The sequence below is a fragment of the Chryseobacterium sp. c4a genome, from assembly GCF_009900745.1.
GTDB lineage: Bacteria > Bacteroidota > Bacteroidia > Flavobacteriales > Weeksellaceae > Chryseobacterium.
This window is the reverse complement of record NZ_WXVU01000008.1, coordinates 90,358-102,862: the sequence shown is the minus strand read 5'-3', so window position 1 is coordinate 102,862 and position 12,505 is coordinate 90,358. Positions and strand designations below refer to the sequence as shown.

Below are 12,505 nucleotides of genomic sequence, written 5' to 3'. Positions count from 1 at the left end.
TTTAGCAGCAGTATCCATCTTTCGCTACAAGACCTTTTACCATTCTATCTAAACCAGGAACTTTACAAAAGCCTTTCGGGCAGTATGGAGGGCCTGCACCGTTGATTTCCCTTAATTCACTTTTAGTCAATTTTCTTTTTTGAATATTTGAGTTTTTCATGAGTATTGGGTTTGATTTTTTTACTTAACAGCAAGATCCGTCTTGTGCTACAAGACCTCTTACGAACTCACCTGTTTCAGGAATATAGCAGAAACCTCTCAGGCAAGATGGAAGAATTCCACCGTTGATTTCCTTTAATTCAATCTTAGTTAATCTTTTCTTTTGAATGTTTGATTTTTTCATAATAAATTAGTTTTGGTTGTATTCAAATATACAAAAATATTCAATTAAATCTACGAATTGTGAAAAAATATAAAAGTGTAATGTGGTAGATTATAGTGTTTTATGGTATATTTTTGAGTCTGTTTAGAAAATTTTATACTTTAATAGAATCCTCTTATGATTAATTATATCATTCGTTTTTATCACTATTGTCAGGAATTTAAAACTTATTATTTTTGTGGTATTCCCAATAGATTCTATTGTAATGATAGATCGAGGAAACTGTCATAATATGACTGTGAAAAAATATTTTTAATACAACAACATACCTATGAAATTCAAATTTAGCCTGAAATACCTTCTTCTTTCCATTTTTATATTCCTTATCGAAGTTCTGATTGCAACCAAATTGAAAGATATTTTCTTTGTACGGGCTTATCTTGGAGATGTGATTGTGGTAATGCTTCTTTATACCTTAGTGAAAAGCTTTTTCAAGGTAAACAACGAAAAACTTATTCTTGGAATTTTAATTTTTTCCTGTTGTATAGAGGTGGCTCAATATTTCAAGATTGCAGAAATATTAGGCTTCCCGGAAGGAAGCCTGATGTATATTGTGGTTGGAAATTCTTTTTCGTGGATTGATATATTGTGTTACGCTGCTGGTTGTTTGTTACTTTTTATTTGGGCTAAGATTAATAATTCAGAACCACAACAGACTATCTCAAATTAAAAACCAACGGCTGTCGCATCACACTGCTGACCTTTTTGCCATCCTGTTCAGCAGGAATCCACTTTGTTTTTACCATTTTAAGAGCTCTCAGAAATTCATCTCTTACCATGGTGTGTTCATAGGATTCTATTTTGATATCAACCATATTGCCTTCTGTATCTACGATAAAGTTGGCAGAAGCTTTTGCTCTCATAATTTCAGCCTTTACCAGTGGTGAGGTTCGGAAGTTCTTAAGAACTTTAGTTACGAAGGCTTTGTGTCCGCCGGGAAATTCCGGAGTCTTACGTGGAGCAGATTCAACAGGGCTCGTAGGTTGGGCCTTCGGAGCTGTAGTTGAATCACTCTGAGCATTTGTATAAGCGACCCAGAAAATCAGAATAAAAAGAAAGGATTTTGCCATGGATTAAAATTTATCTTCCGAAACTGTCATATTTATCTTCCGCATACTTGATAAAGCGGTTAAGTAAGGCTACATTATCCTTTTCCATTGGTGAAAGATCTTTATCTACATTGTTGGAAACAGGAATATACCAATCCGTTTGCTCGAAGAAATCCCTGTAAGTTTCTTTTTTAAAGGAATAGCCATGTCTTGCAAATACTGAATTTTTGATAATCTCCATGTCTAGTTTTCTCAGGTTTTTAAGATCCTTTTCGCTTAGCTTCTGTTTAGAGGCATTCAGTTTAAAAACAGCATCTGAAGCAACACGGTTTTTGGATGTGGTGTAGCTTTCGGTCTTTCCATCACTGTCAGTATACTTTTCTACAAAATTTTTAGGATTGTTCCAGTCCACTAGATTAGAATCCGGATCAAGCATAAAGTTTGGATTATAAACAAAGTCCTTTTTGATGAGCTTGAGGGATTTAAGAGGAGCTTTCACAGCATTCTTGTTGAAAGCGTTCCATTTTCCAGTTAAGCTGTCTCCGTTCAGTTTTACCTCGAATCTGCCATCGGTTTTATTGCTGCCGGGTTCATCCAGCACAAAAGATTTTGTAGTTTCGTTGAAAACACCTCTTACAGGGCGTTGGTTGCCATTCACTATACTTTGCCCATACACGCTGTCTTTGGTAATTCTATTGATTTTCAGGGAGATTTTTTTGTAAACATTCTCATTGTATTCAGCTCCGTCTACATTATCAACCATTTTTTCCATTCCTGCAAAATCACCGATATATACTCCGTAATATTCTTTATGAACTTCAGGAATGATCACAGAGTCCTTTTTGGCTGTCAGGGAATCTTTGTTGGATTCATTTGTTTTTCCGTCTTTCTTACAGCTTATCAGGGAAACAGCAAGCAAGGAAACGAAGGTGTAATTTAAAATTTTCATATCTGTTTTTTTGTAATTAGGTATTCAATTAAAAGGATATTGGGAATCCAGCCCAGCCATGCAATGATTTGGTAAACATCCATGGGATTGGGATGAAATAAATATACGATAATAACTTTCCACATTCGTAATGTGATGGCTGATAATGTAAAAGCAAAACTCCGCCACATCCATTGCTTGTGCTCTTTAAACCTTTTTTGTCTGGCCAGCTGATAAGCTTTGAAAGTAGAAAACCACCATAAAAAGCCCAGAATAACGAATGAAATCTTTGAAAAAATTCCTCCATTGGCAAAAAATCCCATATAAAGTCCTGAAGGTGCTGCCAAAATTAAAATGAAAAAAATATAGGACTTTCCCATGTTCCTGTGGAAGTTTTTCAATCCAAAATCTTTCCGAATTATAGCCAGAAATCCAGAAAGAAGTACAAAAATACTGGTATAGACATGGGTAAAGAAGAAATAGAGATATTCAGGTCTTTGTTCCACTTCAGTCTGCTTAATCATTAAAAAGCTGACATTGGGAGTAATGGGAATATATTCAAGGGTAATGCTAAACATCAGCCAAAAGAAATACACAAACCCTATGATGAGAAGGATCTTAATAAATGTGATATTTCTTTTGGCTGAGAGCATTTTTTAATCAATATTCATGGTGAAAGGGAGGTTATACCAGCTTAATACAGGTGTCCCCTTGTATTCTTCCGGTTTCCACTTCTTACGTGTAGAGGTAATAGCTCTTTCGATTTCTTTATTAAAATCTTCATTATCTCCTGTTACAGAAATCTTTTCTATTTCTCCTGAAACATTCACTGCAAATTTTGCTTTGGCTTTTATCTTTCCTTTCGGACTTTTTATTTTATTTGTCCTTATTTTACCTGCGACTTCTTGCATAAATACACTTATTCCACCAGGATATTCTGCCAGTTTACGATCTTCCGGGACAAACTGATCTCTGGAGTGATCATGTGTTGGAGGAATTTCCGTTTTATTTTCCTGAGAAAAGCATACGGTGAATGCAAGCGAAAATAATAGAAATAGTAATTTTTTCATGTGTTATTATTTTGATTCTAATTGATCTTATAAAGTATTCAAATCCTGTGCAATCAGCCATCCCTCACTCCAGCACGCCTGAAAATTGAAGCCTCCTGTCACCGCATCTATATTTAAAACTTCTCCGGCAATATAAAAATTAGGAAGGAGTTTTGAAGACATGTTTTTAAAGTTAATTTCCTTTAAGTCAATGCCTCCTGCAGTTACGAATTCATCTTTGAATGTTGATTTTCCGGTCACCTGGAACTTTTTCTTACAAAGATTTTCAAGGATTTTCTGCATTTCTTTCCCTGAAATATTAGCTACCTGTTTGTTGAGATCTACTTTTGAAATATCTAAGATTTTCTGCCAGAATCTATTCGTGATATCAAAAATTTTTGATTGTCCAATGGTCTTTTTAGGATTACTTTGCTTGAAATTCTGGAAAATTTCTTCTGCATCATCCAATGCTATGGAAACAAAATTGACTTCAATCTCAAAGTTGTATTTAACTTTGGCCAGGCTGATGGCTTCCCAGGCTGAAATTTTCAGAACAGCTGGCCCGGAAAGTCCCCAATGGGTAATCAATAGAGGGCCGCTTTCGTCGGTTTTCAATTTAGGAATCGAAATCCCAGCATTTTCAAAACTGGTTCCCGGAAGATCTTTTAAAAGTTCATCTTTAATATTAAATGTAAAAAGAGAAGGAACAAGATCAACAATCTTATGCCCCAGATTTTCAACAATTTTTAAAGATTTTGGGGAGCTTCCGGTAGTATATACGATATAATCTGCCTCAAAATCACCGGAATTGGTCTTTACAAGATATTTTTCATCCTGTTTTTCAATTTCCTTTACGGTGCATTTGGTCTGTACAATTACATTCTTCTTTTGCGTTTCATTCAAAAAAGTATTGATGACGGTTTGTGAAGAATTGCTTTCAGGGAAAGTTCTGTTGTCATTTTCTATTTTCAAGGGAACATTACGCTGATCAAACCATTCCATCGTATCTCCCGGTTGGAATTTAGAGAATACACTTAGCAATTCTTTGTTTCCGCGAGGGTAGAATTGTACCAGCTCTCTTGGGTCAAAGCAGGCATGTGTAACATTACATCTTCCACCTCCGGAAATTTTAACTTTCTGAAGGACATCAGAGTTCTGTTCTAAAATCGTAATTCTGTATTTTTTTTCGTCAAGGTTGGATGCACAGAAAAAGCCTGCAGCACCGCCTCCAATAATGATGATCTGTTTCATGTATCTGTAATCTTATGCTGAAGATTATTTTTTCAAAAGTACAATTTTTATAAACCATCTTATTTGAGTATTTTTGAAGATTATAATTTTTTATTATACCAAAAACGATTTCAGTATGATTTTCTACCATAAATTTGAGGTGCGTTGGAGTGATCTTGATGCCAACAAGCATTTAGCCAATTCATCATATGTACAATATTGTGCACAAGCCAGAATGGCTTTTATGACCAAGGAGAAAATGGGAGTAACCCAATTAAGCAGATGGGGAATCGGCCCTGTTATCCTGCACGAAAGATATTCTTTCTTCAAGGAGATCTATGCCGATCAGACGGTTATTGTAAGTGTAGAAATAGACGGATGTTCTGACGACTCGTCCATCTATCGTTTCGTTCACAAATTCTATACTCCGGATGGAATGCATTGTGCAACTTCCGAAGCAACAGGAGTTTGGATTGATATGATGCTTAGAAAAATGACAACTCCGCCAGATGATGTGGTGGAAGCCATGAATAAATATAAAAGCCCGGAAACAGTGGTGTTATCAAAAGAAGATTTTAAAAAGCTTCCTTTCCATCCCCACAATATTGATCCGGCAGAATTTACAAAGTAATTCAAAGTTTAAAATTCAAAGTTCAAGGTTTAAAGTTTGGGGAGCAATTTTTAAATCATTCATACTTTTTACATTGAACATTAATACAAAAAATCATGTTTGAAGATAAATCACAGGAGCTTACGCCCATTTCGAAATTAGGAGAATTTGGTCTGATTAAGCATTTAACAGAACATTTCCCTTTATCCAATGAGTCTTCGGAACTTGGAGTAGGAGATGATGCGGCAGTGGTTAACCCTGGTAACAAAAAAGTAGTTCTTACTACGGATGTTCTGGCAGAAGGAGTACACTTTAATTTAGGATACGTTCCTTTAAAGCATTTAGGCTATAAAGCTGTGGTCGTAAATTTAAGTGATATTGCTGCTATGAATGCAGTTCCTACACAGATTTTGGTTTCTCTTGCTGTTTCTAACCGTTTTCCGGTGGAAGCCCTGGAAGAGATTTATGCCGGAATTCAAGCGGCATGTGCAAGATACAAAGTAGACCTTATCGGTGGAGATACTACAAGTTCCAACGCAGGATTGGTAATGAGTATTACTGCTGTAGGAATTGAAACAGATGAAAATATTGTAAAGAGAAGTGGGGCAAAACCAAATGATCTTCTTGTGGTAACGGGTGATTTAGGAGGGGCTTATATGGGCTTACAGATTCTGGAAAGAGAACATGCCGTTTACCTGGCTAATCCAAATATGCAGCCTGAAATGGAAGGGTATGATTATATTCTGGAAAGACAATTGAAGCCTGAAGCACGAACAGACGTTAAAACAATTTTAGAAGAATTGGATATTAAACCAACTTCTATGATTGATATTTCTGATGGTTTAGCTTCGGAAATCCTTCATCTTTCAGACCAGTCTAAAGTAGGATTCAGATTGTATGAGGAAAAAGTTCCATTGGATAATCTTACAATCTCTACAGCAGATGAAATGAACTTAAATCCTGTAGTAACGGCTTTAAGTGGTGGTGAAGATTATGAATTATTGTTCACCATCTCACCAAACGATTTTGATAAAATTAAAAACCATCCGGATTTTACCATTATAGGACATGCGGTTGAAAAAGAGGAAGGAAACTTTATGGTAGCAAGAGGCTCAAACCAATTGGTTGCTCTTACTGCTCAGGGATGGGATGCTTTTTTAGGAAACCAAAACGGATAAAATTTATTTAATTTTAAATATTGTAGAAAACCGCAGCACTTTTTTTGCTGTGGTTTTTGTTTATAGCTTACCAGTTTTAAAAATATAGTGATGATTACCCCGGAAAAAGAAATACCCATGCACCATCTTACGTCTGAAGAATTTCAGATGAGTACCTTGAGTGCGGCAGGCCCTGAGAACTTTCATGATGTTCACCGGCATAATTTTTTTGAAATCATTTGGTTTAGAGAGGTATATGAAAGAAGTCGTTTAGAACTGGACTTTGAAAGCTACAAACTTGAGAACAATCAAATCTGCATCATCGCACCAGGCCAGGCGTTCAATATGAAGGTAGAGGGTGAGGAGGGGTATGCTATGGCAATAAGCCGTGAAATTTTTAATGAAGCTTGTGATATTGAATCAGTTTTGACGGGAGGAGTGCTTCCCTTTTTTTTAGATCCTAACAATGAAAAAACCTGCAGTACACTGATATCACTTATTGAACAGGAATATAAAGGAACGGCGAGAACAGAACTTTTAAAGGCTTATCTGAAGGCATTCTGTATCATCATTGGAGAGCAGATTAATCCTCAGGAACCTTTATTGAATGATCGTCAGCGTGTGCAAGACTTGATAGGACTTATTGAAAAACATTATATAGTACATAAAGAAACAGCTTTCTATGCAGAAAAATTAAAGATCAGCACCCATCATCTGAATGATATTGTACGTCTTTTAAGAGGGACAACGGTAAAAAAGATGATCAACCAACGTCTCATTCTGGAAGCCAAAAGAGAACTAAGCTTTGGAGCACTTACAGTGAAAGAGATTGCTTTTAAACTGGGTTTTAACGATGCTTCATATTTTTCGAGGTTTTTTAAGAAACATACAGGGCAGAATCCCGAAAACTTTAAGAATAATGAAAAATAGAAATCTTCAATATTTACAATAGATAAGGGTTTAAACTCACGGTTTTCATTTGTTATAGTATTGGGATCTTCATTTTGTCCTATACTTCCTTCAGTTCTTTTATTGTAATCGTTTACTTTTTAAGGCATTTTTGCACACTGAAAAAAAACCGCCTGTGAAGGCTTACAATTTATGAAGAAGTTAGGTATTGTAGTGTTTATTTTAGCATTACTCAACACGTTAGAATCATTAAGTATAGATCTTTATCTTCCTGCTTTCCCAAGTATGGCAGAAATTTTTAAAACCGATATCGGACACATTCAAATCTCCATTTCTGTTTTCTTTGCCGGATTTGCCATCGGACAATTATTATGGGGCCCTTTATCAGATAAAACCGGTCGTAAACCGATGTTGTATTGTGGACTTCTCCTTTTTATTATAGGAGCAACCGCCATCTATTTCACCTCTGATATTTATGTTTTATGGGCGATGCGTTTCTTACAGGCATTTGGAGGAAGTGCAGGAATTGTAATTGGTAGAGCCATTATTATTGATCTTTACGATAAACAAAAATCCGTAACTATTTTCGCTCAACAATCTCAGATCAGTGGGATAGCACCTATCGTAGCGCCATTAATGGGAAGTGTATTTCTAAAGTATTGGGGCTGGAACAGTTCATTTGCTTTCTTATGTATTATGGGATTGATTACCTTCTTTATGGTATACAAATATGTTCCGGAAACCAATACAAGAATCAGCCAGCCGGATCATGATCACGGAGATGAGAAAGGATTAAAAGATCAGCTGAAAATGATTATCTCCAACAAGGAGTTTATCAACAGTACGATGGTGGGAAGTATTGCCTTTGCCTCTTTGATTATCTATATTTCAAATGCGCCGTTCTTATTTATGGAAATTCATGGGTTTTCCAGTGAAACCTTTAGCTTTATCTTTGCATTTAATTCATTAGCTCTAATTACGGCGGCTTATATCACTCCCAGATTGATTAAGAGAATCAGTAATTCAGATCTTTTATTTGGAGCTACGTTGATGCTATTGGTGGTATGTACACTGCATATTCTGATTGCTGCTGAAAATCTATCTGTAGCGTTGGAAATAGCTTTATTGTATTTATCATTACTGGCCATTGGAATTTTATTTCCTATTACCTCAGCGCATGCTTTATCTCCATTTAAAGAAGGAAGAGGTACGGCTGCTGCATTATTAGGTTTCATGCAGTTGATGGTTACCTTTGTCACATCAGGTGTATTAGGTCTTTTAGAAGCGAATTCTATCATTCCGATGGTAATTACTCGCGCTGGAATGGCCTTGGTTGCGGTATGGTTTGGATATCAGATCTATAAGAGTAAAAAAACGACGGTACAGCAATCTGTCGCTTAATAAATAAGGAAGAGGGAAGTTATTGAAGGGGAAGTATAAATAAACCTCAGAATTAATGATTTTTGGGCTTTATTTTACAAGCTTTCAGTTATAAACTGTCTGCTGGTAACTTCCATCCTCCAGCTTCAGGCTTCCATCCAATTCTCTTTAATTCTCTATTCTGGATGAATGGTTCAAATGTTTATCCGGCCATTGCTTCTATTGGTCATACCATTCAGGCACTTAATCAAGTAATTTTTGTAAAAAATAGCTAAAAGGTTCTCTTTGCATAAAATTTAAAATATGAAAAGGAACCTTTTGACGGCTTTTTGCTGTCTGTTGCCGTTAGGATATTGGGTAAGTGCCCAGACAGGAATCTCTGCTGAGCTTAAAACAGAATACATTCCATCCTCCAATTATATCCGTCCGGAAGACAGCGTAAAAACCAACTCCAAAAGCGATTTTAAAAGAGTAGACCTTACTTTGAGTATTCCATTATCGGTAAAAAAAGATAAAGAAGGTAAAGTAAAAGCATGGTCTATGCTTCTGAGTGGCTCTTATGCAAAGATGGAGCACAAAAATTATGAAACTCCGTTATTTCCGGATCAGATGCTGAATGCTCAGGTCGGATTGCAGCATATAAGACCTTTAGGAAAGAAATGGAGTATGATGATGATGGCCTCAGTTGGAGTATACACAGACATGGAAAGGGTAAGTTTTGATGATGTACTGGGACAGGGAGGTATTGTATTCATCAGACATTTTAATCCCAATCTTGCTTTGGGAGCAGGGCCAGTTCTTACAAACACATTTGGGGTTCCTATGGTTCTGCCATGGATCTATTTCGACTGGAAAACCAATGGAAAGATCAAATTCAGAATTAATTTCCCTGAAGGGGCAGAAGTTGGGTATCAATTCTCAGATGCCTTTACTTTAAAAGCTGTAGTTAATCTCAGTGGAATGACTGTAGAAAGGAATAAAAATGGAGAATCTATAATGTTCGGTTATCAGCAGATTACAGCAGGGCTCCGTCCGGAAATAAAGATCAACGATAAGCTAAAAATAGGGATTACGGGAGGTTCAACTCTGATGAGAAGTTTCACAGAAAGTGAAAGAAAGATCAAAAGCATTTTCAAAGATAAAAACATTGCAGATCCTAAATTTTCAAGCAGCTTCTATGCCTCTGTATCGTTACGCTGGAATTTACCTTAATATATGAGACAAGAGACCGGAATGTATTTATTTGATCTATTTTTTAACTTGAATAATTCCCCCAACACCTTCCGGTCTATCTCTTTTATTTACTGATAAGTTTCTTATAAACTACCTGATTAAGCAGTTCTTCTTTTCGGGTACGGGAAATAGGCAGTTCTATTTTATTGATAAACAGGCGACCTCCGGAAATCATATCAATGTGGGTAATGTTGATCAAAAATGATTTATGGATCCTGAAAAAATGTTCTGATGGCAATGATTCTTCTATTGCTTTCATCGTTTGATGGATAATAAGGGACTTATCCTTAAAGTGCAGCTTGGTGTAGTTCTGCATACTTTCAACATATAAAATATCTACCCAGGAAACCTTGATAAAGGTGTCAGACTGTCTTACATATAGAAAGGGATCATCCAGAGCGGTATTTTTCTTTAATTTTTCACTGATAATAAATTGCTGTTGTGCTTTATTGACAGCCTGATAAAAACGGTTAAAAGCAATAGGTTTTAAAAGATAATCTACTACCTGAAGGCGAAATCCTTCCAGCGCATACTCAGAATAAGCGGTGGTAAAAATACATAAAGGTGGATTTTCAAGCTGTTCCAAAAAATCAACACCATTCAGATAAGGCATATTGATATCCAGGAAAAGAAGGTCTATTTCGGTTTCTTTTACCTTGGCATCTGCTTCCAGAGCTGTAGCATAAGTACCTTCTACAGATAAGAAATCAATTTTATCTGCCAGATCTTTAAGGTGGAATCTGGCCAGAGGTTCATCATCTATGATCAGGCATTTCATTTTGGGGATATTATTGCTCATTTTCAGACAGTTTTAAGGTTAAAGTTACTTTAAATACAAGATTATCAGATTTAATGTTGAGATCATAGGCATCAGGGTATTGTAATTTCAAGCGTTTCTGTACATTTTGAAGACCAATTCCGCCATCTTTCTTTTTATGAACTGCTATTTCTGAATATGAATTTTCAACATAAAAGTAAAGGATATTATTTTTTTCTTCACAGAATATTTTTACATAACCGGTTTGTCCGGGAAGCCTGCAGACATACTTAAAGGCATTTTCAATAAAAGGAATCAATAATAAGGGGGCGATAAGAGCTTTCCTGTCATTTATTTTCAGAGTAGATTTTACATCTAATTCATTTCCCCATCTTAGTTTTTCTACTTCAATCAGATTTTGAAGATATTCAATCTCCTTGTCCAGAGAAACCAGATTTTGATTACAGTGGTACAGCTGATACCGCAGAATATCTGAAAATTTCATCAGTAAATAATCTGCCAGCTCGGTATCGTGTTTCATGAGGATATGAATATGGTTTAGAATATTAAATACAACATGTGGATTGATTTGATCCTGCAGCAGTTTAAGTTGATTTTCTAGGTGAGCTTGTTGAAGCAGAATATGATCGCGTTCAATTTTTGAATGTTCTTGATAGAACTTAATTCCACAAGCAGAACCATTGATCAGGAAGGATGCGGGTAAAGCCATATAAAAACCCCGCCATAAGATGGGAATTTGATCCATAAAATTGGGGGGAAGATTTCCTTTGTCTGCTTCATCAACATAGGTAAATACCAAAGCATAAATTAAACTTAAGATTAGAATGATGAACGTTACCTGAACAAGGAATTTTTTCATTTTTTTTAACCTTAAAGCTTTTGGAAGCAATATGTTGGTGAGAAAATGACTAAATATAAAGGAGCTTATTACAATAATAATAACTTGGATAAGAGCCGATAAGCCTGTTGCTGAAATCTGAATATTACACCACAGTACAAAGCCGAACACAAGCCAGAAGATAAATGAAAAAATATATTCTTTTAAAACAAAAGGTTTTATCATGGAGAAGTCTGAAGAGGATTTACAAAAAATTAGAAACTGTAGATTCACAGTTTCTAATCAGTCAAAGATAATTCAAGTTTTTAGAATAAGAAATAACCAATTCCAAGGCTAAAGCTGTGAGGTTTGGCTTTAAATTCCTTACTGATGCTGGAAAGCCCATGTTCATATCTAAGATCTACCGTGAAATTTTTATAATCTACTCCTATTCCACCTGTAACTCCGATATTAGACTTGTCAAATTTGTTAAAACCTTCCTCCAGTGAGGCAACAGATAATTTATTGTTAAAAGCATAGCTGTAAACACCACCCGCAAATGCTCTTACATTAAAATCATCGGTTTTAATGAGTTTATATCCTATCACTACAGGAATATCAATTGCATTCCATGTTAGCTTTGCAGACCCTTTGTCTTTTGCTTCGTAAGAAGTCTTTCTTTTGTTGAATAGAGCTTCTCCTTGTACATACAGGCTTCCAATATCGAATCTTGCCATTGCCCCTGCCTGATAGCCGAAACCGTATTTCCCTTCCAAGGAAGAAGATTCCGTTGAGGTTTTTGTAAAACTTGCTCCACCCTTGATTCCTATGTGAAGAGCCGGAGTTTGTTGAGCTTGTGTTTCAATGGAGCACGTAATGCATAATAACAAAGAGCTGAATGCTAAAAACTGTTGTTTCATAATTTTAAATATTGTTAGAAATTTGATGCAAAACAATGAATCCGGAAGGCTGGATGAAATTTT

At 35.8% G+C, this 12,505-nt stretch carries 17 protein-coding genes; 7 read left to right on the top strand and 10 right to left on the bottom strand.

The window, feature by feature from the left end; genetic code table 11:
- Position 1 precedes the first annotated feature (1 nt).
- Both GTR01_RS12500 and GTR01_RS12495 read right to left on the bottom strand, forming a co-directional pair.
- Entirely contained in the window at positions 2-160 is a 159-nt protein-coding gene (locus GTR01_RS12500) for a hypothetical protein (protein ID WP_160138176.1), read from the bottom strand.
- Positions 161-184: 24 nt separating this feature from the next.
- Positions 185-343: a hypothetical protein gene (locus tag GTR01_RS12495; protein WP_160138175.1), complete on the bottom strand. Its 159-nt coding sequence runs from the start codon at positions 341-343 to the stop codon at positions 185-187.
- Positions 344-653: 310 nt separating this feature from the next.
- Between GTR01_RS12495 and GTR01_RS12490 the strand changes: the two genes are divergently transcribed.
- Positions 654-1,052, top strand: a complete 399-nt coding sequence (locus GTR01_RS12490) for a DUF2809 domain-containing protein (RefSeq protein WP_160138174.1) — start codon at positions 654-656, stop codon at positions 1,050-1,052.
- Here GTR01_RS12490 and GTR01_RS12485 read toward each other — a convergent pair.
- Genes GTR01_RS12485 through GTR01_RS12465 form a run of 5 tightly spaced genes read right to left on the bottom strand, consistent with a single transcriptional unit; the run spans position 1,039 to position 4,659 of the window.
- Positions 1,039-1,452, bottom strand: a complete 414-nt coding sequence (locus tag GTR01_RS12485) for a hypothetical protein (protein WP_160138173.1) — start codon at positions 1,450-1,452, stop codon at positions 1,039-1,041. The genes GTR01_RS12490 and GTR01_RS12485 overlap by 14 nt on opposite strands.
- 10 nt (positions 1,453-1,462) lie before the next feature.
- A complete protein-coding gene (locus tag GTR01_RS12480; RefSeq protein WP_160138172.1) occupies positions 1,463-2,380 on the bottom strand; it encodes a YARHG domain-containing protein in 918 nt (305 codons plus the stop codon).
- Positions 2,377-3,012, bottom strand: coding sequence for a DUF2306 domain-containing protein (locus GTR01_RS12475; RefSeq protein WP_160138171.1), 636 nt, complete (start codon positions 3,010-3,012; stop codon positions 2,377-2,379). Before GTR01_RS12475 ends, GTR01_RS12480 begins: the two co-directional genes overlap by 4 nt.
- Positions 3,013-3,015: 3 nt before the next feature.
- On the bottom strand, positions 3,016-3,429 hold the full coding sequence (locus GTR01_RS12470; protein ID WP_160138170.1) for a TonB C-terminal domain-containing protein: 414 nt from the start codon (positions 3,427-3,429) through the stop codon (positions 3,016-3,018).
- Between the two features lie 27 nt (positions 3,430-3,456).
- A complete protein-coding gene (locus tag GTR01_RS12465) occupies positions 3,457-4,659 on the bottom strand; it encodes an NAD(P)/FAD-dependent oxidoreductase (RefSeq protein WP_160138169.1) in 1,203 nt (400 codons plus the stop codon).
- Between the two features lie 115 nt (positions 4,660-4,774).
- Here GTR01_RS12465 and GTR01_RS12460 point away from each other — a divergent pair, with 115 nt between their 5' ends.
- From GTR01_RS12460 to GTR01_RS12435, 6 genes are all read left to right on the top strand, one after another.
- Entirely contained in the window at positions 4,775-5,269 is a 495-nt protein-coding gene (locus GTR01_RS12460) for an acyl-CoA thioesterase (RefSeq protein WP_160138168.1), read from the top strand.
- Positions 5,270-5,364: 95 nt separating this feature from the next.
- On the top strand, positions 5,365-6,426 hold the full coding sequence (gene thiL / locus GTR01_RS12455) for a thiamine-phosphate kinase (protein ID WP_160138167.1): 1,062 nt from the start codon (positions 5,365-5,367) through the stop codon (positions 6,424-6,426).
- Positions 6,427-6,516: 90 nt separating this feature from the next.
- The gene (locus tag GTR01_RS12450; RefSeq protein WP_160138166.1) at positions 6,517-7,335 is read left to right on the top strand and encodes a helix-turn-helix domain-containing protein; all 819 of its coding nucleotides are present in this window, start codon (positions 6,517-6,519) and stop codon (positions 7,333-7,335) included.
- A gap of 171 nt (positions 7,336-7,506) precedes the next feature.
- The gene (locus tag GTR01_RS12445; RefSeq protein ID WP_160138165.1) at positions 7,507-8,715 is read left to right on the top strand and encodes a multidrug effflux MFS transporter; all 1,209 of its coding nucleotides are present in this window, start codon (positions 7,507-7,509) and stop codon (positions 8,713-8,715) included.
- A gap of 62 nt (positions 8,716-8,777) precedes the next feature.
- Entirely contained in the window at positions 8,778-8,969 is a 192-nt protein-coding gene (locus GTR01_RS12440) for a hypothetical protein (protein ID WP_160138164.1), read from the top strand.
- A 28-nt stretch (positions 8,970-8,997) separates the two neighbouring features.
- Complete coding sequence (locus GTR01_RS12435) at positions 8,998-9,906, top strand: DUF6268 family outer membrane beta-barrel protein (RefSeq protein WP_160138163.1); 909 nt, start codon at positions 8,998-9,000, stop codon at positions 9,904-9,906.
- 85 nt (positions 9,907-9,991) lie between these two features.
- Here the strand turns inward: GTR01_RS12435 and GTR01_RS12430 are convergent, their stop codons facing one another.
- From GTR01_RS12430 to GTR01_RS12420, 3 genes are all read right to left on the bottom strand, one after another.
- Entirely contained in the window at positions 9,992-10,726 is a 735-nt protein-coding gene (locus tag GTR01_RS12430) for a LytR/AlgR family response regulator transcription factor (protein WP_160138162.1), read from the bottom strand.
- Complete coding sequence (locus GTR01_RS12425) at positions 10,716-11,564, bottom strand: sensor histidine kinase (RefSeq protein WP_228452227.1); 849 nt, start codon at positions 11,562-11,564, stop codon at positions 10,716-10,718. Before GTR01_RS12425 ends, GTR01_RS12430 begins: the two co-directional genes overlap by 11 nt.
- Positions 11,565-11,848: 284 nt before the next feature.
- The gene (locus tag GTR01_RS12420) at positions 11,849-12,442 is read right to left on the bottom strand and encodes a porin family protein (protein WP_160138160.1); all 594 of its coding nucleotides are present in this window, start codon (positions 12,440-12,442) and stop codon (positions 11,849-11,851) included.
- Positions 12,443-12,505 lie beyond the last annotated feature (63 nt).